At 74.0% G+C, this 26,636-nt stretch carries 27 protein-coding genes; 19 read left to right on the top strand and 8 right to left on the bottom strand.

All coding sequences use genetic code 11. The features are described 5' to 3' along the window. Window positions 1-22: 22 nt before the first annotated feature. From ACFYXV_RS24255 to ACFYXV_RS24240, 4 genes are read left to right on the top strand one after another with little or no spacing between them, the layout of a single operon-like run. Window positions 23-1,024 carry an ATP-binding cassette domain-containing protein gene (locus tag ACFYXV_RS24255; protein ID WP_389384013.1) on the top strand — a complete coding sequence of 334 codons (1,002 nt, stop codon included), beginning with the start codon at window positions 23-25 and terminating at the stop codon, window positions 1,022-1,024. Continuing rightward, window positions 1,021-1,746, top strand: a complete 726-nt coding sequence (locus tag ACFYXV_RS24250; RefSeq protein ID WP_389384012.1) for an ABC transporter permease — start codon at window positions 1,021-1,023, stop codon at window positions 1,744-1,746. The genes ACFYXV_RS24255 and ACFYXV_RS24250 overlap by 4 nt, the downstream gene beginning before the upstream one ends. Before the next feature lie 3 nt (window positions 1,747-1,749). Continuing rightward, entirely contained in the window at window positions 1,750-3,045 is a 1,296-nt protein-coding gene (locus ACFYXV_RS24245) for a sensor histidine kinase (RefSeq protein WP_389384011.1), read from the top strand. Beyond that, window positions 3,042-3,647 carry a response regulator gene (locus ACFYXV_RS24240; RefSeq protein WP_385475167.1) on the top strand — a complete coding sequence of 202 codons (606 nt, stop codon included), beginning with the start codon at window positions 3,042-3,044 and terminating at the stop codon, window positions 3,645-3,647. The genes ACFYXV_RS24245 and ACFYXV_RS24240 overlap by 4 nt, the downstream gene beginning before the upstream one ends. 29 nt (window positions 3,648-3,676) lie before the next feature. On the opposite strand, the gene ACFYXV_RS24235 is transcribed toward ACFYXV_RS24240, so the two are convergent. Both ACFYXV_RS24235 and ACFYXV_RS24230 read right to left on the bottom strand, forming a co-directional pair. After that, entirely contained in the window at window positions 3,677-4,435 is a 759-nt protein-coding gene (locus ACFYXV_RS24235) for a transglycosylase SLT domain-containing protein (protein ID WP_389384010.1), read from the bottom strand. A 393-nt stretch (window positions 4,436-4,828) separates the two neighbouring features. Further along, window positions 4,829-5,725: a dihydrodipicolinate synthase family protein gene (locus tag ACFYXV_RS24230; RefSeq protein WP_389384009.1), complete on the bottom strand. Its 897-nt coding sequence runs from the start codon at window positions 5,723-5,725 to the stop codon at window positions 4,829-4,831. 71 nt (window positions 5,726-5,796) lie between these two features. Between ACFYXV_RS24230 and ACFYXV_RS24225 the strand changes: the two genes are divergently transcribed. The 5 genes from ACFYXV_RS24225 (at window position 5,797) to ACFYXV_RS24205 (ending at window position 11,122) form a co-directional block, all read left to right on the top strand. Further along, window positions 5,797-6,798 carry a LysR family transcriptional regulator gene (locus ACFYXV_RS24225; RefSeq protein ID WP_389384008.1) on the top strand — a complete coding sequence of 334 codons (1,002 nt, stop codon included), beginning with the start codon at window positions 5,797-5,799 and terminating at the stop codon, window positions 6,796-6,798. Between the two features lie 73 nt (window positions 6,799-6,871). Beyond that, window positions 6,872-7,957 (top strand): S-(hydroxymethyl)mycothiol dehydrogenase, encoded by a 1,086-nt coding sequence (locus ACFYXV_RS24220; RefSeq protein WP_385475173.1) that lies wholly within the window; start codon window positions 6,872-6,874, stop codon window positions 7,955-7,957. 166 nt (window positions 7,958-8,123) lie between these two features. After that, complete coding sequence (locus ACFYXV_RS24215; protein ID WP_385475183.1) at window positions 8,124-9,428, top strand: alpha/beta fold hydrolase; 1,305 nt, start codon at window positions 8,124-8,126, stop codon at window positions 9,426-9,428. Window positions 9,429-9,480: 52 nt separating this feature from the next. After that, window positions 9,481-10,245, top strand: a complete 765-nt coding sequence (locus ACFYXV_RS24210) for a PIG-L deacetylase family protein (RefSeq protein ID WP_385475175.1) — start codon at window positions 9,481-9,483, stop codon at window positions 10,243-10,245. A gap of 43 nt (window positions 10,246-10,288) precedes the next feature. Beyond that, complete coding sequence (locus ACFYXV_RS24205; protein WP_385475177.1) at window positions 10,289-11,122, top strand: enoyl-CoA hydratase/isomerase family protein; 834 nt, start codon at window positions 10,289-10,291, stop codon at window positions 11,120-11,122. Here the strand turns inward: ACFYXV_RS24205 and ACFYXV_RS24200 are convergent. From ACFYXV_RS24200 to ACFYXV_RS24190, 3 genes are read right to left on the bottom strand one after another with little or no spacing between them, the layout of a single operon-like run. Then, window positions 11,109-11,909 (bottom strand): hypothetical protein, encoded by an 801-nt coding sequence (locus ACFYXV_RS24200; RefSeq protein WP_385475179.1) that lies wholly within the window; start codon window positions 11,907-11,909, stop codon window positions 11,109-11,111. The genes ACFYXV_RS24205 and ACFYXV_RS24200 overlap by 14 nt on opposite strands. Window positions 11,910-11,945: 36 nt before the next feature. After that, window positions 11,946-12,845 carry an SDR family oxidoreductase gene (locus ACFYXV_RS24195; RefSeq protein ID WP_389384007.1) on the bottom strand — a complete coding sequence of 300 codons (900 nt, stop codon included), beginning with the start codon at window positions 12,843-12,845 and terminating at the stop codon, window positions 11,946-11,948. Between the two features lie 50 nt (window positions 12,846-12,895). Continuing rightward, a complete protein-coding gene (locus ACFYXV_RS24190) occupies window positions 12,896-14,038 on the bottom strand; it encodes a hypothetical protein (RefSeq protein WP_389384006.1) in 1,143 nt (380 codons plus the stop codon). 195 nt (window positions 14,039-14,233) lie between these two features. On the opposite strand from ACFYXV_RS24190, the gene ACFYXV_RS24185 reads away from it, so the two are divergent. The 6 genes from ACFYXV_RS24185 to ACFYXV_RS24160 all read left to right on the top strand — a co-directional run bounded on the left by ACFYXV_RS24185 (window position 14,234) and on the right by ACFYXV_RS24160 (window position 19,471). After that, window positions 14,234-15,211 carry an NADPH:quinone oxidoreductase family protein gene (locus ACFYXV_RS24185; protein WP_389384005.1) on the top strand — a complete coding sequence of 326 codons (978 nt, stop codon included), beginning with the start codon at window positions 14,234-14,236 and terminating at the stop codon, window positions 15,209-15,211. After that, window positions 15,208-16,401, top strand: a complete 1,194-nt coding sequence (locus ACFYXV_RS24180; protein WP_389384004.1) for an acyl-CoA dehydrogenase family protein — start codon at window positions 15,208-15,210, stop codon at window positions 16,399-16,401. The genes ACFYXV_RS24185 and ACFYXV_RS24180 overlap by 4 nt, the downstream gene beginning before the upstream one ends. Then, window positions 16,398-17,504 carry an acyl-CoA dehydrogenase family protein gene (locus ACFYXV_RS24175; RefSeq protein ID WP_389384003.1) on the top strand — a complete coding sequence of 369 codons (1,107 nt, stop codon included), beginning with the start codon at window positions 16,398-16,400 and terminating at the stop codon, window positions 17,502-17,504. The genes ACFYXV_RS24180 and ACFYXV_RS24175 overlap by 4 nt, the downstream gene beginning before the upstream one ends. Window positions 17,505-17,639: 135 nt before the next feature. After that, window positions 17,640-18,173: a GNAT family N-acetyltransferase gene (locus ACFYXV_RS24170; protein ID WP_385476133.1), complete on the top strand. Its 534-nt coding sequence runs from the start codon at window positions 17,640-17,642 to the stop codon at window positions 18,171-18,173. Between the two features lie 58 nt (window positions 18,174-18,231). Beyond that, a complete protein-coding gene (locus ACFYXV_RS24165) occupies window positions 18,232-18,597 on the top strand; it encodes a tyrosinase family oxidase copper chaperone (protein WP_385476131.1) in 366 nt (121 codons plus the stop codon). A gap of 10 nt (window positions 18,598-18,607) precedes the next feature. Next, window positions 18,608-19,471: a tyrosinase family protein gene (locus tag ACFYXV_RS24160; protein ID WP_385476129.1), complete on the top strand. Its 864-nt coding sequence runs from the start codon at window positions 18,608-18,610 to the stop codon at window positions 19,469-19,471. 64 nt (window positions 19,472-19,535) lie between these two features. Here ACFYXV_RS24160 and ACFYXV_RS24155 read toward each other — a convergent pair whose 3' ends face one another. Next, window positions 19,536-19,814 (bottom strand): chaplin, encoded by a 279-nt coding sequence (locus ACFYXV_RS24155; RefSeq protein WP_030868780.1) that lies wholly within the window; start codon window positions 19,812-19,814, stop codon window positions 19,536-19,538. Between the two features lie 82 nt (window positions 19,815-19,896). Beyond that, complete coding sequence (locus tag ACFYXV_RS24150) at window positions 19,897-20,277, bottom strand: hypothetical protein (RefSeq protein WP_385835542.1); 381 nt, start codon at window positions 20,275-20,277, stop codon at window positions 19,897-19,899. Window positions 20,278-20,407: 130 nt separating this feature from the next. On the opposite strand from ACFYXV_RS24150, the gene ACFYXV_RS24145 reads away from it, so the two are divergent. Beyond that, window positions 20,408-21,862, top strand: a complete 1,455-nt coding sequence (locus ACFYXV_RS24145; protein WP_389384002.1) for a carboxylesterase/lipase family protein — start codon at window positions 20,408-20,410, stop codon at window positions 21,860-21,862. Here ACFYXV_RS24145 and ACFYXV_RS24140 read toward each other — a convergent pair. Continuing rightward, window positions 21,840-23,084 (bottom strand): alpha/beta hydrolase, encoded by a 1,245-nt coding sequence (locus ACFYXV_RS24140; RefSeq protein WP_385476124.1) that lies wholly within the window; start codon window positions 23,082-23,084, stop codon window positions 21,840-21,842. The genes ACFYXV_RS24145 and ACFYXV_RS24140 overlap by 23 nt on opposite strands. 280 nt (window positions 23,085-23,364) lie before the next feature. Between ACFYXV_RS24140 and ACFYXV_RS24135 the strand changes: the two genes are divergently transcribed. The 3 genes from ACFYXV_RS24135 to ACFYXV_RS24125 are packed head-to-tail and all read left to right on the top strand — an operon-like array spanning window position 23,365 to window position 26,619. Next, window positions 23,365-24,246: an alkaline phosphatase family protein gene (locus ACFYXV_RS24135; RefSeq protein WP_389384001.1), complete on the top strand. Its 882-nt coding sequence runs from the start codon at window positions 23,365-23,367 to the stop codon at window positions 24,244-24,246. Window positions 24,247-24,248: 2 nt separating this feature from the next. Further along, window positions 24,249-25,544: an MFS transporter gene (locus tag ACFYXV_RS24130; protein WP_385476120.1), complete on the top strand. Its 1,296-nt coding sequence runs from the start codon at window positions 24,249-24,251 to the stop codon at window positions 25,542-25,544. Window positions 25,545-25,590: 46 nt separating this feature from the next. Next, window positions 25,591-26,619 carry a TolB family protein gene (locus ACFYXV_RS24125; protein WP_389384000.1) on the top strand — a complete coding sequence of 343 codons (1,029 nt, stop codon included), beginning with the start codon at window positions 25,591-25,593 and terminating at the stop codon, window positions 26,617-26,619. The last annotated feature ends 17 nt before the right edge of the window (window positions 26,620-26,636 follow it).

The following is a 26,636-nucleotide window of genomic DNA, read 5'->3' as shown; positions in this document are numbered from 1 at the left end:
CCCGATTCGTAACGTGGTGGGCATGACGCAGACGACACCGGCGGCCCCGAAGACACGGACCGCGCAGCCACCGCACGAGGAGCCCGCGATCCGCTTCCGGCACGCGGCCAAGTCCTTCGGAGCCGTCCGCGCCGTCGCCGGCATCGACCTCGACGTCCGGCGCGGCGAGACGGTCGCCCTGCTCGGCCGCAACGGCGCCGGCAAGTCCACCGCCATCAGCCTGCTGCTCGGCCTCGAAGAGCCCGACGCGGGCAGCGTACGGCTCTTCGGCGAGACCCCCGACCGGGCGGTCCGGGCCGGCCGGGTCGGCGCCATGCTCCAGGAGGGGCGCGCCGTACCGCGCATCACCGTGCGCGAGCTCATCGGCTTCGTGGCCCGCACCTACCCGGCTCCGCTGCCCGTCGCCGAGGCGCTGGAGCTCGCCGGTCTCACCGATCTCGCCGGCCGCCGCATCGACCGGCTCTCCGGCGGACAGGCCCAGCGCGTCCGCTTCGCCGTCGCCCTCGCCGGGAACCCGGAGCTCATCGTGCTCGACGAGCCGACGGCCGCCCTCGACGTCGAGGCCCGCCGCGCCTTCTGGGAGTCCATGCGCGGCTACGCCCGGCGCGGCAACACCGTCCTGTTCTCCACCCACTACCTGGAGGAGGCCGACGCCCACGCCGACCGCATCGTGGTCCTCGACGCCGGCCGGATCGTCGCCGACGGCACCGGGGAGCAGCTGCGCCGGGCCGCGGGCGGCTCGCTGGTCTCCGTCGACCTGGCCGGGCGCCCCACCGAGGGCCTCGGCGAGCTGCCCGGGGTGGTCTCCGTGGAGGTGCGGGGGGACCGCGCGCGGTTGCGCACGGAGGACCCGGACGCGACGGTCGTCGCCCTCGCGGGCCTCGGCGCGGTCCGGGGGATCGAGGTCACCGCCCCCTCGCTGGACGACGCGTTCCTCGCGCTCACCGACAGCCGCACCGACAGCCGAACCGGCGGCCTCGCCGGCGGCCGCACCGTCACCCTCTCCGCCGGGAGCACCCGATGATCACCGCCTACGTCCGCCTGGAAGTCCGCCGGACCCTGCGCGACACCTCGTTCGTCGTCTTCGGCATCGGCATGCCGGTGCTGATGTACCTCCTCTTCACCAACATCGGGTCCGGCGCCGACACCGGCGACTGGAAGACGGCGTCCATGGTGGCCATGGCCGCGTACGGGGCGCTGGGCGCGGCCCTGGGGACCGGGACCGGCGTCGCCGAGGACAAGGGCATCGGCTGGCTGCGGCAGCTGCGGGTGACCCCGATGACCCCGCGCCAGGTCGTGGTCGGCCGGGCCCTGACCGGCTCGGTCACCGTGCTGCCCGCCGTGGCCGCCGTGCTGGCGGCCGGTGCGTTCGTCAACGGGATCCGTCTGGAGGCCTGGGAGTGGGCCGCGGTCGCCCTCGTCCTGTGGCTCGGCGCGCTCCCCTTCACCCTGCTCGGCATCGGCAACGGCTACCGGCTCACCGCCCAGACCACCGGCGTGGTCAACGTCGGGTGCAGCCTCGCGCTCTCCATCGCCGGCGGACTCTGGTTCCCGACCGAGCTCTTCCCGCACTGGCTGCGCTCCCTGTCCGATCTCACCCCGACCCGCCGCTTCGCCGAGCTGGGCCAGTCCCTCGCCGCGGGCTCCGCCCCCGGCCCGGCCGCGATCGCGGTGCTCGCCGTATGGGCCCTGCTGTTCGGCGCGTACGCGGTGCTCTCGTACCGTCGGTCCGCGAGGGCGGTGTAACGCATGGAGCGGGGAACGGGCGTGAAGATCCAGGACTGGCGCAGGGACAGGGCGGCGCGGAAGGCCGAATGGGAGGTCCGCAAAGCCGAATGGCGGGCGCGGGAGAAGCTGCGCAAGGCACGTGGCGAGGCCCCCGACCACGGCTGCGGCCCGATGGCCCCGTCCAACCCCTTCGCGCTGCTGCCGTGGCTGCTGCTGGGCATGGGCGCCATCTCCAACATCGTCAAGGGGGAGACCCCCAACCCCTGGATCGGTGTTCTGGGCCTGCTGCTGTTCAACTCCCTCTACGTCACCCTGGTGTTCCGCGCGTTCGACCGCCGGGCCCGGGAGGCCGCCGGCACCCGCTGGTGCCTGGCCGCCCTCGGCGCCGTCACCTGCGCCCTCGCCCTGGCGTACGGGGGCAACTGGCTGCTGTTCTTCCCGCTGTGGGGTCTGGCCACCGGAGCGGTGGTCCGGGGCCGGATGCTGGGCCCGGTGATGCTCGTCGTCACCGCCCTCGCCGGGGCGGTCGCGGGACTCGACGAGGGCTGGGACACCCTCGGCATCGCTTACGGGACGCTCGTCTCCGGCATGGTGACGGCGGCCATCCTCGCCCTGTCCGAGACGGTCAAGGAACTGCGCGAGACCCGGCAGGAGCTGGCCCGGGCCGCCGTGGACCAGGAGCGGCTGCGCTTCTCGCGCGATCTGCACGACCTGCTCGGCCACACCCTGTCGGTGATCGTCGTGAAGTCGGAGGCGGCCCGGCGGGTCGCCCCCCGGGACATGGACGCCGCCCTGGGCCAGATCGCCGACATCGAGGCGGTCGGCCGGCAGGCGCTCACGGAGATCCGGGAAGCCGTCACCGGCTATCGGGAGACCAGCCTCGCCGCCGAGCTCGACCGGGCCCGCGGCGCGCTGACGGCCGCCGGGATCGAGCCCGTCGTACGGCAGTCCGGGCCCCCGCTGCCCCCGCAGGCCGCGGCGCTGCTGGGCTGGGTGGTGCGAGAGGGCGCCACCAACGCCATCCGCCACAGCGGCGCGACCACCTGCGAGATCGAGGTGCGGAGCGCGGCGGAACGGGTCCGCCTGGTGATCACCGACAACGGGCACGGCGTAGGCTCGACCCTGCCGGGCAGCGGTCTGACCGGACTGACGGAACGGCTCGCCGCAGCGGGCGGCACCCTCGTCGGCGGCCCGGTCCCCGGCCCGGGGCGGGGGTTCCGGGTCACGGCCGAGCTGCCGGTGGAGAACGCCGAGAACGCCGAGAACGCCGAGAACGCCGAGAACGTCGGGAACACCGACAACGGGGAGAGTCGATGATCAAGGTCCTGCTCGCGGAGGACCAGGGCATGATGCGCGGCGCGCTGGCCCTGCTGCTCGGGCTGGAGGAGGACATCGAGGTCGTGGCGCAGGTAGGCGCCGGGGACGAGATCGTGCCCGCCGCGGTCGAGGCGCGGCCGGACGTGGCCCTGCTCGACATCGAACTCCCGGGCCGCAGCGGCCTCGACGCGGCCGCCGAGCTGCGCACGCGCCTCCCGGACTGCCGGGTGCTGATCCTGACCACCTTCGGCCGCCCCGGCTACCTGCGCCGGGCGATGGAGGCGGGGGCCGCCGGGTTCCTGGTCAAGGACGGGCCGGTGGAGGAACTGGCCGCCGCGATACGCCGGGTGCTCGCGGGGGAGACCGTGATCGACCCCGCCCTCGCCGCGGCCGCGCTCAGCGCCGGACCGAGTCCGCTGACCGCGCGCGAGGTCGACGTGCTGGGCGCGGCGGTCGACGGGGCGACCGTGGCCGACATCGCGGCCAGGGTCCATCTGTCGGAGTCGACGGTGCGGAACTACCTGTCCTCGGCCATCGGGAAGACGGGCACCCGCAACCGGATGGAGGCCGTCCGCGCGGCCCGCCGCCAGGGCTGGCTCTGAGCCCGCTCCGAGGCGGCCGTCCGGGGTTTCTAGTAGGCGCCGTTGACGTTGTCGATCGAGCCGTAGCGGGCCGCCGCGTAGTTGCAGGCGGCCGTGATGTTGGCGACCGGGTCGTACGAGTCCAGTGAGGTGCCGGGCACGTGGTAGGCGCGGAACGTCGGGTCGATGACCTGGAGCAGGCCCTTGGAGGGAATGCCCGCCGCGGCGTTGGAGTCCCAGTTGTTGATGGCCATCGGGTTGCCCGAGGACTCCCGCATCACGTTGCGGTGAATTCCGTTGTAGCTGCCGGGGATTCCGTGCCGGGACATGATGTCCAGCGACTGGCGGATCCAGCCGTCGAGGTTGTTCGCGTAGGTGGTCGCGGGCTTGACCGCCGCGGCCGCCTTCACTCCGGTCGCCTTCGCGGCCGCCGCCTTCGCCGCCGCGCCGATGCTCAGCTTGAGCCCGGGCCGGATGATCGCCGGGTCGGACCCGATGGCGCTCCGGTTGGCCTCGTACAGGGCCTGCCAGCCACCGCTCACCGCGTGCTCCACGGCGATCTTCGAAAGGGTGTCGCCCACGGTCACGGAATAGGTCAGCGGGAGCGCCGCCTTTTCCACCGCCGGCTTGACGGCGGGCAGCGCCACGGTCTTCACGGCGGGTGCCGCGGCCGGCTGGGTGACGGCCGCGCCGGCCGTGGTCGCGCTGATCAGCGGCAGGGCGAGGGCGGCGCCGCCGGTGCCGGCGAAGGCCAGCTTGCGGGCGATCGGGCGCTGCTTGGGCCGACGGTGCTTACCGAGTCCGGGCATGGCGGAATTCCTCACGTGCGGGTGCGGGGGATCCCTGGCGGCCGCCGGTTTCGGCAGCTGCCCGCTGGGAATGACGTGAAGGTAAGCGAGTCCGCCGGGCGGGAACAAGGTATGAATTCCCCCGGGTGATCGACTTGCCGGTTTCGGGGTCGGAAACGACCTTGGGGGCGCCTTCCGGGAATGCCGAAATTCCTTTCCGGGAAAAGGGAATCGCCTGTCCCGTATTAATGATGTTGCTCGTATTCGAGTGACTCACATCACGGGCTCCGGAGCCCCTGCCTTGAAACGGACAACTCGCCCATTCCCCTGCCCGATTCGGGCATCTCGCCCGATGTTTGCGAACCGCCCACAGGGGGTGCTTCCCGGCACGCCCGACTCGGCGGCGGGGCGGGGCTACCCGACCTCCGCGAGCCGCTCCAGCGCCGCCGACACCGCCCCCGCGCCCGCCGGCAGCAGCGGGAGCCGCACGTCCGGCGTCGGGATCCGGCCCCGGGCGTGCAGCACGCCCTTGACCACCGCCGGATTCGGCTCGGCGAAGAGCGCCGCCGAGAGCCGGGCCAGCCGGTGCCCCAGGGCCCGCGCCCGCGGTACGTCCCCGTCCCGCCAGGCCGCCGCCAGCTCCGCGTACCGGGCCGCCGCCAGGTGCGCCGAGGCCAGGACCCCGCCCGTCGCACCCAGCGCCAGCAGCGCGGACACGTACAGGTCGTCGCCCGCCAGCACGGCGAACCCCTCCGGCAGGTCGCCGAGCAGCGCCACCGCCTCCTCGCCGACCCCGCCGCCCGCGTACTTCATCCCGGCCACCCCCGGCAGCTCCCCGAGCGCCCGCAGAGCGGCCGCGTCCAGCGGCTGACCCGTCCGGTACGGGATGTGGTAGACGACCAGCGGTACGGGGCTCACCTCGGCCAGTCGCGCGAAGTGCGCCAGCACCCCCGCGGCCCCGGGCCGGACGAACGGGGGCGGGGTCACCAGCGCCGCCCGCACCTCCGGCCACCGCGCCAGCCGGCCCAGCGCCTCCCCGGCGGCCCGGGTGCCGCTCCCCCCGGCGCCCACGGTCAGCACCGCCCCCCGCTCCCGGCAGACCCGGGCGCAGACGCCGGTGACGAGGTCGCGCTCCGCCTCGTCGAGGGCGGCGGCCTCACCGGTGGTGCCGAGGGCGACGATCCCGGTGGCGCCCTCGTCCAGCACGTGGTGGGCGAGCGCCTCCAGGGCGTCGGCGGCGACGTCCCCGGCGCGGTCGAAGGGGGTGACGAGCGGTACGTGAATCCCGTGGAGGGAGAGGTCCTGTGCCATGCCTCCGAGCTTCATCCGCCCCGAGCCTCAAATCCAGTTCGCGTTTCCGACCAGACCCGTAAGCTGAACCGATGCTCGACGTACGACGCCTGCGCCTGCTGCGCGAACTCGCCCGCCGCGGGACCATCGCCGCCGTGGCCGAGGCCCTCGCCTTCAGCCCTTCGGCGGTGTCCCAGCAACTCTCCGTCCTCGAACGCGAGGCGGGCCTGCCGCTCCTCGAACGCACCGGCCGCCGCGTCCGGCTCACCCCCGCCGGGCAGAACCTGGTCCGGCACGCCGAAGCCGTGCTGGAGCGGCTGGAGGAGGCCGCCGCCGATCTCGCCGAGGCGCGCAGCGGCCTGGCCGGAGCCCTGCGCATCGGGGCCTTCCCCACCGCCACCCGGGCCATCGTCCCCGCCGCCCTGGTGGCTCTGGCCCGGCGCCATCCGGGGCTGGAGCCGATGGTCTCGGAGACCGACCCGGCGGCCGTCGCGCACGCGCTGCGCGCCGGGGACCTGGACGTGGCCCTGGTCCACGAGTACGACTTCGTCCCGGCGGCGCAGGAGCCGGGGCTCGCCACGCGGCCCCTGTACCGCGAGTCGATGTACCTGGCCGCCCCCGCGCGGGCCGCGTCCCCCGACCTCGGCCCCGAGCTCGGCCCCGCGCCCGGCCCCGTACCCGGCCCCGCGCCCGGCCCCGTACCCGGTCCCGCGCCCGGCCCCGACCAGGGCGAGGTCCTGCGGGCGCACGCCGAGGCCCCCTGGATCACCGCCACCCACGGCACCCTGTGCCACGCGATGGCCGTCCGGGCCTGCCAGGCCGCCGGGTTCACCCCGCGGATCCGCCACCGCGTCGACGAGTTCCCCGCCGTGCTCGCCCTGGTCGCGGCCGGCCAGGGCGTCGCCGTCGTCCCGCAGCTCGGGGTGATGGCCCCCGCCGACCCGGCCGTCTCCCTCACCCGGCTCCTCATGGAGCGCCGCACCAAGGTCGCCTTCCGCAGCGGCGCCGCCGCCCACCCGGCCGTGGCCGCGTTCACGGCGGCTCTTCGCGCCGCCGTACCGCCGGAACTCGCCACTCCGACTTCCCGTGAGTGACACGGCTCCCCTCCACCGCCTCGCCCGTGTACGTTCGTTGATCCAGACAGAACCGACCAGAGCGGGGTACGACGTGACGCATCGAGTACGAGGGGTCATCGCCCGGAGCAAGGGCGCACCGGTGGAGACGACGACGATCCTCGTGCCCGACCCGGGACCCGGCGAGGCCCTGGTCAAGGTGCAGGCCTGCGGGGTCTGCCACACCGACCTGCACTACCGCGAGGGCGGCATCAACGACGAGTTCCCCTTCCTGCTGGGGCACGAGGCCGCCGGAATCGTCGAATCCGTCGGCCCGGACGTCACCTCCGTCGCACCCGGCGATTTCGTCGTCCTCAACTGGCGCGCCGTGTGCGGCACCTGCCGGGCCTGCAAGCGCGGCCGCCCCTGGTACTGCTTCAACACGCACAACGCCACGCAGCCCATGACCCTGGAGGACGGCACCCCGCTCTCCCCGGCGCTCGGCATCGGCGCGTTCGCCGAGAAGACCCTGGTCGCCGCGGGCCAGTGCACCAAGGTCGACCCGGCGGCCTCGCCGGCCGCCGCCGGACTCCTCGGCTGCGGGGTGATGGCCGGCCTCGGCGCCGCCCTGAACACCGGCAACGTCGGACGCGGCGACTCCGTCGCCGTCATCGGCTGCGGGGGAGTGGGCAACGCCGCCATCGCCGGCGCCCGCCTGGCCGGCGCGGGGCGGATCATCGCCGTCGACCTCGACGACCGGAAGCTGGAGTGGGCCCGTGGCCTCGGGGCCACCCACACCGTCAACGGCCGTACGGAGGACGTGGTCAAGGCCGTCCAAGCCCTGACCGGCGGAAACGGCGCCGACGTGGTCATCGACGCCGTGGGCCGCCCCGAGACCTATCAGCAGGCCTTCTACGCCCGCGACCTCGCCGGCACCGTGGTCCTGGTCGGCGTGCCGACGCCGGAGATGAAGCTGGAACTCCCGCTGCTCGACGTCTTCGGCCGGGGCGGCGCCCTCAAGTCCTCCTGGTACGGGGACTGCCTGCCCGAGCGGGACTTCCCCCTCCTCGTCGACCTCTACCTCCAGGGCCGCCTCGACCTGGACGCCTTCGTGTCCGAGACCATCTCCCTGGACGCGGTCGAGGAAGCCTTCGCCCGCATGCACCGCGGGGAGGTCCTGCGCTCGGTGGTCGAGTTCTAGGGCCTGTCCGCGGCGGACCTCCGCCCTCCGGCCCCCGCCCGCCGTAGGCGCAGGTGGGGGCCGGTGTGCGCGACCGGGCCCGTACTAGACTCGGCCGGGCCGCCACACCCGTGCCCCGGCCGCGATCCGGCCCGGGCCGCCGCACACCCAGGGGCCGTTCGTGACCATCGACCACAGCTACCGCCAGCCCGGTGTCGTCCTCACCGACCACCGCTTCAGCGTCCCGCTCGACCACGCGCGCCCCGACGGGGAGCACATCGAGCTGTACGCCCGCGAGGCCGTCGCCACCGGCAAGGACCCCGAGGCGCTGCCCTGGCTCCTCTACCTGGAGGGCGGCCCCGGATTCGGCGCCCGACGCTTCACCGGCCGGCAGGCCTGGCTGGAGCGGGCCCTCACGGAGTACCGCGTCCTCCTGCTCGACCAGCGCGGCACGGGCCGCTCCACCCCGGCCAACCGCCAGACCCTGCCCCTGCGCGGCACGCCCGCGCAGCAGGCCGAGTACCTGGCCCACTTCCGGGCCGACTCGATCGTGCGCGACGCCGAGGCCATCCGCCCCGCCCTGACCGGCGGCGCGCCCTGGACCGTGCTCGGGCAGAGCTTCGGCGGCTTCTGCACCGTCCGCTACCTCTCCACCGCCCCCGAGGGCCTGGCCGCCGCTCTGATCACCGGCGGTCTGCCTTCCCTGACCGCCACCGCCGACGAGGTGTACGAGGCCGCGTACCCCCGCATGGAACGCAAGAACCGGGCCCACTACGCCCGCTACCCGATGGACGTGGAGCGGGCCCGCCGCATCGCCGCCCACCTGGTGGAGCGCCCGGCCGTCCTCCCCGGCGGCCACCGCCTCACCGCCGAGGCCTTCCAGTCCCTCGGCATCCTGCTCGGCACCGGCGACGGCAGCCACCAGCTGCACCACCTGCTGGAGGACGCCTTCGTGCCCACCCCGGCGGGCCCGGCCCTCTCCGACGCGTTCCTGGAACACGTGCGGGGGCTGCTCTCCTTCGCCGCGCACCCCCTGTACGCCCTGCTCCACGAGCCCATCTACGCCCAGGACCCGGCCGCGCCCACCGCGTGGGCCGCCGAGCGGGTCCGCGCGGGCCACCCGGGCTTCGACGCAGGAAAGGCCCTCGCGGGCGAGGCGCCCCTGCTGTTCACCGGCGAGACCGTCCACCCGTGGCAGTTCACTTCCGACCCGGCGCTGGCCCCGCTGCGCGAGACCGCCGGGCTGCTGGCCGCCCGTACCGGCTGGACACCCCTGTACGATCCGGCCCGGCTCGCCGCCAACACGGTCCCGGTGGCCGCCGCGATCTACCACGACGACCTGTACGTGGACACCGCCCACTCGCTGGAGACGGCCGCCCGGATCCGGGGCCTGCGCACCTGGGTGACGGACGAGTTCGAACACGACGGGGTCCGCGCCGGCGGCCCCCGCGTCCTGGACCGCCTGCTGGCCCTCGTACGCGACGACGTCTAGGACTCGGCCCGCGGAACGCGGGGGTCCGGGGAAGGGCGTCTAGGGTGCGGGCATGACCGAACAACTGGATCAGCCCGCGCCCTTGGAACCGATGCCCGCCGACTGGCAGCGCGCCCTCGCGGTGGTCGCCCACCCCGACGATCTGGAGTACGGCGGGGCGGGGGCGATCGCCCACTGGACGGACGGCGGCCGCGAGGTCGTCTACCTCCTGGCCACCCGCGGCGAGGCCGGGATCGACACCATCCCGCCCGAGGAGTGCGCACCGCTGCGCGAGGCGGAGCAGCGCGCGAGCGCCGCGGTCGTCGGGGTGTCCGCGGTGGAGTTCCTCGACTACCGCGACGGCGTCGTCGAATACGGCCTGGACCTGCGCCGGGACATCGCGGCGGCCATCCGCCGGCACCGCCCCGAACTGCTCATCACCCTCAACCACCGCGACACCTGGGGCGGCCAGGGCGGCGGGGGCAACTGGAACACCCCCGACCACAAGGCCGTCGGCCGGGCGGCCCTGGACGCCGCCGCCGACGCCGGCAACCGGTGGATCTTCCCCGAGCTCATCTCCGAGCAGGGCCTGGAGCCCTGGAACGGGGTGCGCTGGGTCGCGGTGGCCGGGTCCTCGACGCCCACGCACGCGGTGGACGCCGGTCCCGGACTGGAGCGTTCGATCAAATCGCTGATGGAACACAAGGCGTACATCGAGGTCCTCACCGACCAGGACCCCGAGGAGTACGTCCGCGGCTTCCTCACCGGTTACGCCCAGCAGGCGGCCCCGCGCTTCGGCGGCCGCCCGGCGGTGACGTTCGAGCTCTTCACCCGCTGAGCCCGACCCCCTATTCTGACTGATCGTCAGAAGGAGGGGTTTCGTGATCGACACCATCGGCACGGAGGTCGCGGAGGGTGAGGAGCGCATCCGGCTCGACACCGGGGACGGCATCGCGGTCCTCACCCTCTGCCGCCCCGACCGGCTCAACGGCTGGAGCTGGGAATCCACCCGCCAGCTGGGGCTGCTCGCCGACCGGATCCGCTTCGATCCGCAGGTACGGGTGGTGCTGCTGAGGGCCGAGGGCCGCGCCTTCTGCGCGGGCATCGACGTGAAGGCCCCCGGCGGCGCCATCACGGGCGCCACCACCGCGGAGCGGACCCGCAACTACTACGAGGGCATCCGCTGGGTGCACGAGCGCTTCGCCGTGCTCTCGCGTCTGCCGCAGCCGGTGGTGGCCGCCGTACAGGGCTACTGTCTCGGCTTCGGCTTCGAACTGGCCCTGATGGCCGACCTCCGCATCGCCGCCGAGGACGCCGTCTTCGCCCTGCCCGAGGCGCAGCTGGGCGTGGCGGTGGACGCGGGCGGCGATCTGCGGATCGCCCGCGAGGCGGGCGCGGGGTGGGCCAAGTTCCTGGCGCTGACCGGCCGCCGCATCGACGCGCAGACGGCGCACCGGCTGAACCTGGTCCAGCTGCTCGTCGCCCCCGCCGAGCTGGAGGACACGGCCCGTGCGGTGGCGGCGGAGATCGCGGCCAACGCCCCCCTCGCCGTGCAGGGCGTCAAGCGCGCGATCGACGCCTACGCGGACGCCGCCCTCGCCCCGGCCCTCGACCGCGTGGCGATGACGGCGGCTCTGACCCTCACTTCCGAGGACTGCCGCGAGGGCTACGCCGCCAAGGCGGCCCGCCGCCCGCCGCACTTCAGCGGAGGCTGAACACCGGCCGGGTCGAGAACTCCTCGCCCATCCCCGCGCCGTCCGGCCCGTACACGAACTCCGCCATGGACGGGTTGCGGTTGGCGGTGGCCAGCGGCAGCCACGCGAGCAGATCGCCGTATCCGCCGCAGACGGCCTCACCGCCGTCGCCGCCGTGTACCGCGGTCCGGTCGCCGCTCAGCTCCGTGGCGTAGCTGTCGTACGCGATGTGCAGCCCGAAGGCGTTCGGTTCGTGCCGCACGCCACCGCCGCCCCCGTACGAGGGCTCGTCCAGCGGGCACTCGTTCCCCCACCGGAAGAGGGTGCCCGCCCCGGCCCCGCAGGCGTGCTCCCACTCGTCGGCGCTCGGCATCCGCAGCCCGCGCTCCGCGAGCACCTCCGCCATCTCCTCAGGGCACTCGGTCAGCGTCTCGTCCCGCACCGCCATGAGCACGGTGGCCGCCGTCGCGGTCCGCACCGGGCTGAGCACCTCGGCGAGATACTCCTTCAGGGGGAGCTCGTAGCCGTACCCCTCCGCCCGGCTCTCCTCGTAGTCGGCGATCTGCGCGGGCGTCGGCTCCCAGGCGTCCAGGTCGAACCCGAGCCGTACCCGTCCGCCGGGTATCAGGGCGAACTCCTGCCCCTCGCGCTCGATGCGGACGCGGTGCAGCGGCGCGCCGAGGTGCTCGACGGTGTCGAGCAGCACCACGCGGCCGCCCGCCTGGGCGGCGGCCTCGTGGGCCGTGCGCCCGGCGGCGGCCCGGTCGAGCGAACGCCAGTGGGCCAGGGTCAGTTCGGCGAGAGACATGCGGCGATCTTCGCACCGGGCACTGACAACCGGCTCTCAGGGGGTGAACGGGCCGCGGCCCAGCTGGGTGCGCAGGGGGACCACCTCGGGGTTGACCAGCGCGCGGCGCTGCCAGTTCGCCCCGTCGACCACCAGTGTGTGCCCGGTGATGAACCGGGCGTACGGAGAGGCCAGGAAGGTGGCGGCCCAGCCGAGTTCGCGGGGGGCGCCGACGCGCAGGGCCGGCTGGCGCGCGTCCTTCGCACCGGCCGCGGCGCGCTCCAGGCCGCCGCGGACGTCCCCGGTCATGTCGTCGTGCGGGAACAGGCCGGGGACGAGTCCGTTGACCTGGATGCCGTACGGGCCCCACTCGACGGCGAGGGTCTCCACCAGGTTCTTCACGCCGGCCTTGGCCGCCGCGCTGTGGGCGAAGCCCGGCCCGCCGGTCCAGGCGTACGAGGCGCCGATGTTCACGATGGACCCGGGCGTGCCGGCTCCGAGGTGGCGGCGGCCGAACTCGCGGGTCATGAACCACGTGCCGGTCAGGGTGATGTCGACGACCGCCCGCCAGGCGTTCGGGGACAGGTCCTCCGCGGGGGAGGGGAAGTTGGCGGCCGCGTTGTTGACCAGGACGTCCGGCAGGCCGAGCGCCGCCTGCGCCGCGTCGAAGACCTCCGCGATCCGCTCCGGGTCCCGGATGTCGCAGACAGCGGCCGTCACCCGGCCCGCGCCGGGGACGGCCGCCAACTCCTCCTGTGCCGCCTTCAGCTGCTCGGCGCGCCGGCCCGCGATCACCAGGTCCGCGCCCAGCCGCGCGAACTCGGCGGCGATGGCCCTGCCCAGCCCGGTACCGCCGCCGGTCACGAGGACCACCCGCCCCCCGTACGTACCGGGGGGCAGGGCGGCCGCGCCGAGCGGCGGGGGCGCGGGCAGCCCGCGCGGGGTCTCTTCCGTCATGGGGGCATCGATAGCGCGCGGGCGCCGAGATCACCATGCCCGCGGCGGGGTCAACTCTGCGACGTGTACGCCTGCTTGCTCGCGCAGGTCCAGACCACGGCGCTGCCCTTTCTGGTCTCCCAGTCGTAGAACGTTCCGCCCACCCGGTCGTCGTCCGAGGCCGCGTACGCCGAACTGCGCGAGTCCGGGCCGGTGCCGGCGGGGTGGGGGAGGGCCAGAGGGGCTCCCGTGCCCGGCCAGTACGCGGCGTGGACGAAGTTGGCGTACCCCTCGACGAAGGTGACGGCCGAGCCGACGGCCACGTTCGTGGCCGGGCTGAGCCCGTCGAGGGTCAGGTGGTCGTAGCCCTTGACCCGGCCGGGGTCGTTGGGCAGGGCGTCGTACGGCTTCTTCCAGACGGCCGGCTTGCGCTCCTGCCAGTCGCGGTAGCTGCGGTCCTCGTGGCCGATGACCCGGCCGCGGTCGTCGATGCCGGCCGCGGCCGTCCAGACCGTCCGGTCGTCCTCGGTCCACACCTGGAGGCTGTACGGCGGGTACCCGCCCCCGGCGGGCCAGACGACCGGGAAGCTCTTCCCCCGGAGCTGGTCGTCCTCCTCGTAGGAAGTATTCGCCGTGCCGACGATGTCCCCGCGCGCGTTGATCCCGTTCACCGAGACGATCCTGGTGCCCGGGTGGGCGTCGGCCGGCACCGGCAGCTCGCGCACCACCGCGCCGTTCAGCCATTCCTTGGCGACGCCGCCCTCCACGCCGACGGAGCGGCCCGCGTCGTTGACGTCCGTCACCGCGCTCGAAGCGGTTCCGCCGCCGACCAGCCGGACCGCGGCCGCACCCTTCTGGTACGTGAACCCGTACGGCGTGCCGGGCGAACCGGCCCGCCGGAGGGTGCCCACCATCAGGCCCTTGGCGTTCACGCCGACGACCTCGCCGGACACGAAGCCCTCGGGCAGCGGGACGGCGTGCACCGCGTGGTCGGCGGTCCAGTACGCGGGCAGTCCGACGCTTTCGCCGGCCAGCAGGCCGCCGGCCCCGAAGGCCCGTACGGACCCGTAGGCCGGCGAGGGGCCCTCCGCGAGGGCCGGCAGCCGGAGGATGTCCGGCGCGCAGGCGGTCCCGACCGCCGCGGCCGGGGCGGCCGCCGTGATCAGACCGGCCAGAACGACGGCGGCCGCGGCCGCGGACGTGCTTCTTCTCATGTGGTGGTCCCCCCTGGACTCAAGCCATGACGAGTGCACGCCACATGTTGCCGTCTCCGGGGCTGAAGTGGCCGGATTGACGCGTGGTGTTTCGGTCCGGCCCGGAATCCCTCCCGCCGACGGTTCCCAGAGGGGCAAGCGACCGCTTAGTATGCCCGCGGAGCGTGGTTCCTCGACGGCGGCTGGAGGCCCCGGATGCAGGCATGGCGAGTACATACCCCCGGCGAACCCCGAGAGGCCCTGCGCCTTGAGGAGATTCCCGAACCGGTCCCCGGCGAGGGCGAGGTGCGGCTGCAGGTGCTCGCGGCGAACCTCAACTTCCCCGACGCGCTGCTCGTCCGCGGCCAGTACCAGATCCGCCCGCCGCTGCCCTTCACCCCCGGAGTCGAGATCTGCGGCCTCACCGACGACGGCCGCCGCGTCATCGCCACCCCGAGCCTGCCCCACGGCGGCTTCGCCGAGTACGTGATCGCGTCCGAGCGCGCCCTGCTGCCGGCCCCCGCGAGCCTCGACGACGCCCGGGCCGCCGCCCTGCACATCGGCTACCAGACCGGCTGGTTCGGCCTGCACCGCCGGGCCCGCCTCCAGGCCGGCGAGACCCTGCTCGTGCACGCCGCCGCCGGCGGGGTCGGCAGCGCCGCGGTCCAGCTCGGCAAGGCCGCCGGGGCCACCGTCATCGGGGTCGTCGGGGGCAAGGCCAAGGTGCGCACCGCCGAGGAACTCGGCTGCGACCTGGTGATCGACCGTACGAGCGAGGACGTCGTCGCCCGGGTGAAGGAGTTCACCGGCGGGCGCGGGGCCGACGTGGTCTACGACCCCGTCGGCGGCGACTCGTACACCGCCTCCGCCAAGTGCGTGGCCTTCGAGGGCCGGATCGTCGTCGTGGGCTTCGCGAGCGGCACCATCCCGACCCCCGCCCTGAACCACGCCCTCGTCAAGAACTACGCCATTCTCGGCCTCCACTGGGGCCTGTACGCGGCCAAAGACCCGGCCTCGATCCTCGCCTGCCACACCGAACTCACCCGCCTCGCCGACGAGGGCGCGATCAAGCCCCTGATCAGCGAACTCGTCGCACTGCCCGGCGTAGCCGACGCCGTACAGCGCCTCGCCGACGGCACCACCACCGGCCGGGTCGTCCTGGCCATGCCCCGGCAGCCGGGTGTGTCCCGATGACCGTGATCACCGCCGAACACCTGCTCACCCGCGTCCGCGACCTGCTCGCCGCGCACCCGCCCGCCGACACCGACCGCGCCGACTTCCTGCGGGCCCGCTTCGACGCCGGCCTCGCCTGGGTCCACTACCCCGAGGGCCTCGGCGGGCTCGCCGCGCCCCGCACCCTCCAGGCCGTCGTCGACGCCGAACTCGAAGCGGCCGGCGCCCCCGACAACGATCCGCGCCGGATCGGCATCGGCCTCGGCATGGCCGCGCCCACGATCCTCGCGTACGGCACCGAAGAGCAGAAGCGGCGCTTCCTTCGCCCGCTGTGGGTGGGGGAGGAGGTCTGGTGCCAGCTCTTCAGCGAGCCCGGCGCGGGCTCCGACCTCGCCGCGCTCGGCACCCGTGCGCTCCGCGAGGCCGGCACCGGCGACTGGATCGTCGACGGGCAGAAAGTGTGGACCTCCAGCGCCCACACCGCCCGCTGGGCCATCCTGATCGCCCGCACCGACCCGGCGCTGCCCAAGCACCAGGGCATCACGTACTTCCTCTGCGACATGCACGCCCCCGGCGTCGAGGTCCGGCCGCTGCGCCAGATCACCGGCGAGGCCGAGTTCAACGAGGTCTTCCTGACCGGCGTCCGCATCCCCGACAGCCAACGCCTCGGCGCCGTGGGCCAGGGCTGGGAGGTCGCCCGCACCACCCTGATGAACGAACGCGTCTCCATCGGCGGCATGCGGATCCCGCGCGAGGGCGGCATGATCGCGCCCGTCGCCGCGGCCTGGCGCGAACGGCCCGGGCTGCGTACCCACGCCCTGCACCAGCGCCTGCTCGGACTGTGGGTGGAGGCCGAGGTGGCCCGGCTCACCGGCGAGCGGCTGCGACAGCAGCTCGCCGCCGGACAGCCCGGCCCCGAGGGCTCCGGGATGAAGCTCACGTTCGCCCGCCTCAACCAGGAGATCAGCGGCCTGGAGCTGGAACTCCTCGGTGAGGAGGGCCTGCTGTACGAGGACTGGACGATGCGCCGGCCCGAGCTCGTCGACTTCACCGGCCGCGACGCCGGCTACCGCTACCTGCGCGCCAAGGGCAACAGCATCGAGGGCGGCACCAGCGAAATCCTCCTCAACATCGTCGCCGAACGCGTCCTCGGCCTGCCCGCCGAACCGCGCGACGACAAGGACCTCGCCTGGAAGGACCTGGCCCGATGAGCACTGCGTTCGACCTCCTCTACTCCGAGACGGAGGAGGAGCTCCGGTCCGCCGTACGGGCCCTGCTCGCGGACCGGTGCGCACCCGCGGACGTACTCGCCCGGGCGGAGACCGGCCGGCCGCACGACCCCGGGCTGTGGCACACGCTCGCGGCGGAGATCGGCACCGCCGGGCTGCTCGTACCGGAGAAGCTCGGCGGCCAGGGCGCGGGCCACCGGGAGGCGGCCGTGGTCCTGGAGGAGCTGGGGCGGGCGGTGGCTCCGGTGCCGTACCTGACGAGCGCGGTGCTCGCGACGGAGATCCTGCTGGGCTGCGACACCGCGGAAGTCACCGCACTGCTGCGGGAGCTGGCCGCGGGCCGGCAGGTCTGCGTCCCCGCGCTGCCGCTGACGCAGGCTCCCGGCGCGCCGCTGCCGGCCCCCGTACGGGACACGGGCGGCGGGATCCTGACGGGCACCGTCACCTCGGTGGCGGACGCGGTGGCCGCCGACGTCCTGCTGGTCCTCGCGGACACGGGGCTGTACGCGGTCCCGGCGGGCGAGGTCTCGCTGACGGAGCCCGTCCCGCTGGACCTGACCCGCCCGCCCGCCACGGTGTCCCTGGACGGCGCCGCGGGAACCCGGCTCGCGGACCCGGCGACGGCTCGGGCGGCGGTCGCCGGCGCGCTGCTCTCGGGAGCCGGACTGCTGGCCTCCGAGCAGCTCGGGCTCGCGGAGTGGTGCCTGACCGAGACGGTCCGGCACGTGCGCGGGCGCCACCAGTTCAACCGGCCGGTCGGATCCTTCCAGGCGCTGAAGCACCGGCTGGCGCGGCTGTGGCTGGACGTGGCCTCGGCGCGCGCGGCGGCCCGCGCGGCGGCGGACGCACTGGCCACCGGGGCGCCCGACGCCCCGCTCACGGTGGCGGTCGCGCAGGCGTACTGCTCCGGCGTCGCGGTGCGGGCGGCCGAGGAGTGCGTGCAGCTGCACGGCGGCATCGGCATGACCTGGGAGCACCCGGCCCACCTGTACCTGAAGCGCGCCAAGACCGCGGCCCTGACCCTCGGCACCCCGGGCCACCACCACACCCTGGTGGCCGACTTCGCGGAGATCCCGGCCCCGTAGGGACCGGCCCCGCCGGCGTTCGGTGCGCCGGCGGGGCCGCGGCGGTGCGCCGGCGAACGGGAGGACCGCGGCCCGCACCCGCACCCGCCCTGCCCTGCCTCCGGGGGGCCGCCGGCCGATCCCTATCCTCGCGGCATGACCCCCGTGATCGCCCGGCTCGACGCCGCCCAGCTGTCCGCCCACCGCGAAGAACTCGCCGACCTGCTGCTCGCCGTGGTCCGCGGCGGCTCCTCGCTCGGTTTCCTCGCCGATCTCGACCACGACCGGGCGGCCGCCTGGTGGGACTCGCTCGTTCCCGCCGTCGAGGAGGGCTCCCTCGCCCTCTGGGCCTCGCGCACCGGCGACGGCCGCCTCGACGGGACCGTCAGCTGGTACCGCGAGTCCAAGCCCAACGGCCGCCACCGCGCCGAACTGCGCAAGCTCATGGTGCACCCCGAGGCGCGCGGCCGCGGCACCGCCCGCGCCCTGCTGGCCGAGGCCGAACACGCGGCCGCCCGGGCCGGTGTGCTGCTGCTGGTCCTCGACACCGAGACCGGCAGCGGGGCCGAGCGCGTCTACCGGTCCGCCGGCTGGACCGAGGCCGGCACCATCCCCGACTACGCCGCCGACCCGGCCGGCCGGCTCCACCCCACCACCCTCTTCTACAAGCACCCTGAGCCGTCGAGGTGACCTCGCCCGCCGCGCCGCGTTAGACCCGTAGCGCGGACCACCGAGCGAAGGAGACCGTATGTACGACACACCCGCCTCCGCAGCACTCACCCGCCGCACGGTCCTGCGTACGGCTTTCACGGCGGCGGTGCTCGCCGGTACGGCCGCCGCCCTGGCCCCCGTACTGCGCGCCCGCCGCCCCCGGCAGACCCTGACCCCGGCCCCCCTCGCCGAGGAGACGTACCGGGGCCGGCACATCGCCGTCGACCTCGCCGGGGTCCGCATCGACGGCCGCCCCCTGCACGTCATGCGCCGCGCGGACGGCAGCTACCTGAGCGGGATCAACCACTTCCAGTCCTTCGGGACCCCGCTGGAACTCGCCCGCGCCGCCGTCGACGAACTCGGCACCACCCAGCTGGCGTTCGCGGCCCCGCACCACGGCTGAGGAGCCCCGCATGTACACCCGGCAGAACCAGAAGAACCTGACCAGCGCCCAGAAGAAGCGGTTCACGGCGGCCGTGCTGGAGGTCAAGCGCAGCGGCGCGTACGACGGCCTGGTGCGCACGCACGACAAGTACTTCGTGCCCGACCGCGACAGCAAACTGCGGGTCGGGCACATGTCCCCGTCCTTTTTCCCCTGGCACCGCCGCTACCTGCTCCAGTTCGAGAGGCTGCTCCAGGCCGTCGATCCGGGCGTCTCGGTCCCGTACTGGGACTGGACCGCGGACAACAGCCCGGTCTCCTCCCTGTGGGCCGAGGACTTCCTCGGCGGCACCGGCCGCGAGGGCGACCGCCGGGTGACGACCGGCCCGTTCGCCTACGAGAAGGGCAACTGGGAGATCACGGTGGGCATCACGGAGGCCCGCTTCCTGACCCGCAACCTCGGCCGGCCGCAGAACCCGATCGCCCTGCCGACGGCGGCCGAGCTCCAGTGGGCGCTCGACGATCCGAAGTACGACACCTCGCCCTGGGACTCCACGGCCCAGGGCGGCGGCTTCCGCAACAAGCTGGAGGGCTGGGCGGCGCCGAAGAGCGAGCGCTGGCGCAACCACAACAAGGTGCACCAGTGGATCGGCGGCCACATGACGGGCGGCACTGCCCCCAACGACCCGGCGTTCTGGCTGCACCACGCCTTCGTGGACCTGCTCTGGGACCGCTGGCAGCTGAGGCACCCCGGCTCCGGGTACCTGCCCGCCGCCCCGCTGGCACCGGGCGACCTCCAGCGCGGCCGGGTGATCGCCCTCGACGAGCCGATGCCCCCGTGGGACCTCACCCCGCGCGACATGCTCAGCCACCAGGGCCTCTACCGCTACGAGTGACGGCCGCGGGAAACGGGAAGGGCCCCCGCCGTGCGGCGGGGGCCCTCGGTCCTCGATCCGGCCGTCAGCCGCCGTAGCCCTCGGTGTGGTGCTCGCCGCCACCCGACGCGTTGACGCAGGTGTTGCCGAACGCCGGGTTCAGCAGGGCGATCACGTTCACGGTGTTGCCGCAGACGTTGACCGGGACGTGCACCGGAACCTGGACCAGGTTGCCCGAGAGGACACCGGGGGAGCCGACCGCCGCACCGTGCGCTCCGGCATCGGCGACGGCCAGACCGGCACCGGCGGCCAGGGCGCTACCGGCAACAGCGGTGACGGCGACTGCCTTCGCGATACGCGACATCAAGATCTCCTCGTGAGATGTGTGGGTGCCACAGGGGTCTGTGGCATGTGACATGGCGTACAACGCGGCCGACGCCCGGCGGTCACGGCCGTTGGGCCTTGGTGATGAAGGAAAATCGCACGGAGGCGAAGTACGGCTTGATCTGACCCGCGGCGCCCGGCTCCAGCACCGCCGCCGGGCTGCCCGCGCAGCCGGGCTCCCGGTAGAAGGTCGCCGTCCCGCGGGTGGAGTTGGTGACGGCCCTGGAGCCGCCGCCCTTCGCCGCCACACAGCCCTGCGGGGCGGCGATGCCGTGGACCTTGTCGTCCTGGCCGACGTACTGGAAGCCGGGTCCGGCCGCGGCCCGCGCCGGGCCCGCCGCCACGAGCAGGAGCAGGGGCAGCAGCACGGGTGCGAGCGGGGGGACCGGCCCGGCCGCCCGGACGAGGCCGCGGACACCGGGGTGGATACGCATGGATCGCATGCCGGTCCAACCCGGACCGCCCCGCACCGGGTCACGCCTTGTCACCCCTCGCAGGCCTGTGCGACCGTGCCCAGGAGGCGGAACACCGCATTCGGGCCCTCGCCGCGAGGGCGGTTCGACGGAGGACGCGATGGGCACAGCGGGCGGCAGCGGACGGCCCCGGGTCAGGACCGGGTACGGCCTCGTCGAGGGCCGGACCGGCCCGGGCGGGACCGCCTCCTTCCGGGGCGTCCCGTACGCGGCCCCGCCCGTCGGCGCCCTGCGCTTCGCCGCGCCCGTGCCCCCGGCCGCCTGGGAGGGCGTACGCGACGCCGGCGCCTTCGGGCCCACCGCGCCCAAGGTGCCCTACCCGCCGAAGTTCGCCGCGCTGCTGCCCGACCCGGACGTCCCCGGGGACGACTGCCTGAACCTCAACGTGTGGACCCCGGACCCGGCCCCCGGGGCCCGGCTGCCGGTCATGGTGTGGCTGCACGGCGGGGCGCTCACCCGCGGATCCTCGGCCGTCCCCGTCTACGACGGCTCCGCCTTCGCCCGTGACGGGGTGGTGTTCGTCTCCGTCAACTACCGCCTCGGCGTCCTCGGCTACGGGCTCTTCCCCGACGCCCCCGCCAACCGAGGGCTGCTCGACCAGATCGCCGCCCTGAACTGGGTCCGGGAGAACATCGCGGCCTTCGGCGGGGACCCCGCCCGCGTCACCGTCTTCGGCGAGTCCGCCGGAGCCATCAGCGTCGGAGCACTGCTCGGCGCTCCCCGCGCCGCCGGGCTCTTCGCGCGGGCCGCGCTCCAGAGCGGCGCCCCCGAGGTGCTGGCGCGCGAGAAGGTGCGCGCCATGGTCCGGCGGATGGCCTCCCTGCTGAAGGTCCCCGCGACCGCCCGTGCCTTCGGCGCCATCCCCCTGCCCGATCTGCTCGCCGCCCAGGCCGCCGTGCTGCGCCGCTCCAGCCCGCTCACGGGAGGCCCCGCCTTCGGCCTCGTCACCGACCCGGACACGCTCCCCGGGGACCCGCTGGAGGCCGCCGTGGCGACGGACGTACCGCTGCTGCTGGGCTGGACCACCGAGGAGTACCGGCTCTGGCTCGCCCCCACCGGCGCGCTGCCCGTCATGGACCGACTCGGCCCCCTCACCGTGGCTCTGGCCCGCGCCCGCAGCGGCAAGGACCGGGCCGCCGTACGGGCGCTGCGCGCCGCACTGCCGGAGGCGGGACCGGCCGAGCTCGCGGGGCAGCTGCTCACCGACCGGCTGCTGCGCGATCCGCTGCGCAGCCTCGCCGGGGCGCGGCGCCCCGCCCCGAGCTTCCTGTACGAGTTCGGCTGGCCCTCGGGGGTACCGGGCCTCGGCGCCTGCCACGCCCTGGAGCTGGGCTTCGTGTTCGACACGCTCGACGTGCCGGAGTCCTCCTGGCTGGCCGGGCCGGGCGCCCCGCAGGAACTGGCCGACCGGATGCACGCGGCCTGGGTGCGCTTCGCCGTGACCGGGGACCCGGGCTGGACGGCCTGGGACGGCAACGGCCCGCCGATGGTGTTCGGCGGGCCGAGGCGCGGGGAATCCGTCGGAGCGGCGCTTACTCCACCGGTCCTTCCATGACCTTGCTGATGAACTGGATCGGGCCCTCGCCCATGTTCGGGACGTAGGTCTTGGCGTTGTGCTGGCCGCCGGGGATGACCCTCATGCTGGTGTGGATCGGCCCCTTGCCGTACGTCGCGATGAACTTCTGCACGTCGGGCAGCGTCTTCTTGTTGCTCTCGTTGTCGCCGACCTGGAAGGCGAGGTAGACGTCCGGCGAGCCCTTCTTGTCGATCAGGGCCTTCGCCAGGAGCTCCGGGTTGTTCTCGGCCTTCTCCTTGTCGTGGCCCTTCCACAGCGAGGAGTCGGGCACGATGTCCGGACCGGAGCAGATCGCGGCCTTGAACTTGTCCGGGTGCTTGAGCACGGCCTTCAGGCTCGCGAAGCCGCCGGTGGAGGAGCCCATGTAGGCCCAGCCGTCACGGGACTTGACGGTGCGGAAATTCGCCTTCATCAGGTCCGGGACGTCCTCGGTCAGCCAGGTGCCCATCTTCGGCTGGTCGGGGATGTCGGAGCCGTCCCAGTAGATGCCCTTGTCGTCCGGGCCCGGGTTCAGCACGGGCATGGCGAGGATGAAGGGCTTGCTCTTGCCCTCGGCGTACCACTTGCTGATGCTGGTCTGGAGCCCCAGGTCGGTGCCCATCCAGTAGTTGTTCGGGTAGCCGGCGCCGCCGGGCAGCGCGATCATGACCGGGAAGCCGCTCTTGGCGAACTTCGGGTCGTTGTACTCCTTGGGCGCCCAGACCCACACCTTGCCCTTGAAGCCGGACTTCTTGCCGTCCAGCGTGGTGACGGCCACGTGGGTGCCGTCGGCCAGGGTCATCGAGTTCTTGAAGTCGGCCTTCGGACCGGTGGGCATCAGGGCCTTGGAATTGGCCGCCTGCTTCGCGGCGCCGTCGGCGCCGCCCGCCTGACCGCCGCCCGCGGCCGGCTGGCCGAAGGAGACGTCCTTGCCCTTGTCCGTGAACGGGGGTATCTCGAAGTGGTACATCACCCCGGCCGCTATGCCCGCGAGAGCCAGGACCGAGACGCCCGCGATCAGCCAGCGCCTGCCCCGCCGCGGCCGCCGCTCCTCGTACTGCGGCTCCTGCGGCTCGCCGTACGGCGGCTGCGGCGGCCCGTACGGGGGCTCGGGCTGGTACTGGGGTTCGTACTGCTGCGTGTACGAAGCGCCGTAGGGCTGCTGCTGGTACTGCCCTTCCGATCGGTACGGCTGGTGCTGTCCGTCGGGTGAGTACGACATGTGCGGTTGCTCTCCGGCTGGTGCTGCCCCGTGGGGGGATGGATTCTTCCCCGCCTGGGGGTGGTCTCTTCTGTTCGAAGGATGAGCCTACGTGCTACCCGGTTCCGCTTTTTTCCAGCTCTTGGGCTTCCGTAGGTCGGGGCGTTGCCGAACACCGGGAGGGCCACCGGAGTTCCCGGTCCGTTAGCCGACTGTCCCTGGCCCATGCACATGCCCCTGGGTATGGTGCCTGCGCGCCGCCACCCGACCCCCCCTGCCCGGAGGTATTTCCGTGTTTGGCATGACCTCGTCACGGTCCGCCCGAAAGACCGCACTTGCCACCGCCTTCGGCCTCACCGCCGCCGGCACGGCCCTGTGGGCCGGCCTCGGCGCCGCCCAGCCCGCGCACGCCGCCGGCCTCCCGGCCCCCGACCACGTCGTCGTCGTGGTCTTCGAGAACCACGCCTACAACCAGGTCATCGGCAGCTCCAGCGCCCCGTACATCAACTCCCTCAAGAGCGGGGGTGCCAACCTCACGCAGTCCTTCGGCATCACCCACCCCAGCCAGCCCAACTACCTCCAGCTCTTCTCGGGCTCCAACCAGGGCGTCACCGGCGACAGCTGCTACACGCCGGGCTTCAGCTCCGCCCCCAACCTGGCCTCCGAGCTCATCGCCGCGGGCAAGAGCTGGGCCAGCTACAACGAGACCCTCCCCAGCCAGGGCTCCACCATGTGCAGCAGCGGCAACTACGCCCGCAAGCACAACCCCTGGTTCGCCTTTTCCAACGTGCCCACCAGCACCGCGAAGACCATGACCCAGTTCCCGACGGACTACACCACCCTGCCCAAGGTGTCCTTCGTCGTCCCGAACCTGTGCAGCGACATGCACGACTGCTCCGTCGGCACCGGCGACACCTGGCTCAAGAACAACCTCAAGGCCTACGCGGACTGGGCCAAGACCCACAACAGCCTGCTCGTCGTCACCTTCGACGAGGACAACCGGCTCGCGGGCAACAAGATCCCCACCGTGCTCTACGGCCAGCCCGTCACCCCCGGCAGCACCTCGTCCACCACGTACAACCACTACGACATGCTGCGCACCCTGGAGGGCCTGGCCGGTCTGACCGCCCACGCCGGGAACGCGGCCACCGCCAAGGACATCACGGGGATCTGGGCTTCCTGACCATGTACGTTGCGGACAGCCGCGGTACCCCCGCGCCCGCCGTGACCCCCGAGCCGCAGGCCGCCGTCCCGGGCATCAGCCCGGGGCGGCGCGCCGCGCTCGCCCCCACGGTCCTCGCCCTCGGCACGGTCAGCCTGATCACCGACGTCTCCTCGGAGATGGTCACGGCCGTGCTCCCGCTCTACCTCGTCGCAGGCCTCGGCCTGTCCCCGCTCGGCTTCGGCCTGCTCGACGGGATCTACAACGGCATCAGCGCCCTCGTCCGGCTCACCGGGGGCCACCTCGGCGACCGCCTCGGCCGCCACAAGGCCCTCGCCGGCCTCGGCTACGGCCTCTCGGCCCTGTGCAAACCGCTGCTGCTGCTCGCCCACACCCTCCCCGCCATCGGCGCGGTGCTCGCCCTCGACCGCACCGGCAAGGGCCTGCGCACCGCCCCGCGCGACGCGCTGATCTCCCTGGCCGCCGCCCCGGAGGACCGCGGCCGGGCCTTCGGGGTCCACCGGGCCATGGACACCGCCGGCGCCCTGATCGGACCGATCCTCGCCTTCCTGATCCTGCGCGGCGCCGCCGACGGCTACGACGCCGTCTTCACGGTCAGCGCCTGCGTCGCCGCCCTCGGCGTGCTCGTGCTGGTCCTGTTCGTGCCCGGCCGGCGCACCGAGCCGTCGCCCGGCGCCGAGCCCGTCTCGCTGCGCGCCGCCTTCGGGCTGCTGGGCCGCCGCGACCTGCGCCGGATCGCCCTGTGCGCCCTGCTGCTCGGGCTGTGCACCGTCAGCGACGCCTTCGTCTTCCTGCTGCTCCAGCGGGCCACCGGGATCGCCGACCGCTGGTTCGCCCTGCTGCCGCTGGGCACCGCCGCCGCGTTCTTCCTGCTCGCGCTGCCGCTCGGCCGGCTCGCCGACCGCATCGGCCGCTGGCGCGTCTTCCTCGGCGGCCACCTCGCACTGCTCCTCGCGTACGGGCTCCTGCTGGCCGGCGGGCACCACCCGACCCTGCCGTACGCCGTGCTCCTCCTCCACGGCGGCTTCTACGCGGCCACCGACGGCGTGCTGATGGCCGCGGCCGCCGGAGCCGTGCCCGAGGAGCACCGCGGCGGCGGCCTCGCCCTCGTCCAGACCGGCCAGGCCCTCGCCCGCTTCGCCGCCTCGCTGGGCTTCGGCGCCGCCTGGACCGTCTGGGGCCCCCGCCCGGCCCTCGCGGTCGCGGCCGTACTGCTGGCCGCCGCGGCCGCGGCCTGCGCCCGCCTGCGGCCCGCCGACGCGATGGACGCCGAGTCCGCCGGCGCGCGCGCCGGCTGAGCGGCCCGCCGCCTCCGAAGTTCCCCCACATCCCCGAAAGGCCCCCATGACCCTCCAGCGCCGGATCCTGATCCTCCTCTCCGCCGTCCTCCTGCTCGCCGCCGTGGGGGTGCTCGCCGTCGTACGGGCCTCCTCGCGGGCCGACGAGAAGGACCAGGCCCAGGCCGGCGGCCCGCAGATCACCCGGGGCGAAGTGACGCTGGCCCCCGGCGGGGACGAGCGGCGGATCGTGTTCCGGAACATGGCGTGGGGGCCGCACCGGGACGAGCTGGCCACCGTCCCCGCCGACGCGCCCCAGGGCCCCCGTACCGCCTCGGGGGTGAGCTGCCTGCGCTTCCACGCCGCCGCCGGCACCGGCATTTGTCTCCAGGCCGACAAGGGCGGGGTCCAGGAGAGCTACCGGGCCGTCGTCCTCGACGCCCGCCTCAAGGAGGTCTCCGCGCACCCGCTGGCCGGCATCCCCACCCGCGCCCGGGTCTCGCCCGGCGGGCACCTCGTCGCCTGGACGGTCTTCGTCGGAGGGGACTCGTACGCCGGTACGAACTTCTCCACCCGGACCTCGCTGCTCGACCTGCGCACGGGGAGGTTCGACGCCTCGCTGGAGGACTTCGCGATCCGCATGGACGGCAAGGCGTACCGCAACGCAGACGTCAACTTCTGGGGTGTGACCTTCGCCGCCGACGAGCGGACCTTCTACGCGACGCTCGCCACCGGAGGCCGGACCCACCTGGTCCGCGGCGACCTCGCCGAACGCACCGTGACCACGCTGCGCGAGAACCTGGAATGCCCGTCGCTGTCGCCCGACGGGACCCGGCTGGTGTTCAAGAAGCGGGTACCGGGCCTCTCGCCGGACGCCCCGTGGCGGCTGTACGTCCTGGACCTGGCCTCCATGCGGGAGACCCCGCTCGCCGAGGAGCGCAGCGTGGACGACCAGGTGGTGTGGACGGACGACAAGACCGTCGTCTACTCCCTGCCCGGCGACTTCGGCGCCGACCTGTACTCCCTGCCGGCCGACGGCAGCGGCGCGCCCGCCCCGCTGATGGCATCGGCCCTCGCCCCGGCCTTCCTCGGCTGACGCCGGGGGAGGGCGGG

Origin of the sequence: Streptomyces sp. NPDC002181 (assembly GCF_042890485.1) — a bacterium.
GTDB lineage: Bacteria > Actinomycetota > Actinomycetes > Streptomycetales > Streptomycetaceae > Streptomyces.
This window is presented reverse-complemented; position numbering and strand designations above follow the sequence as displayed.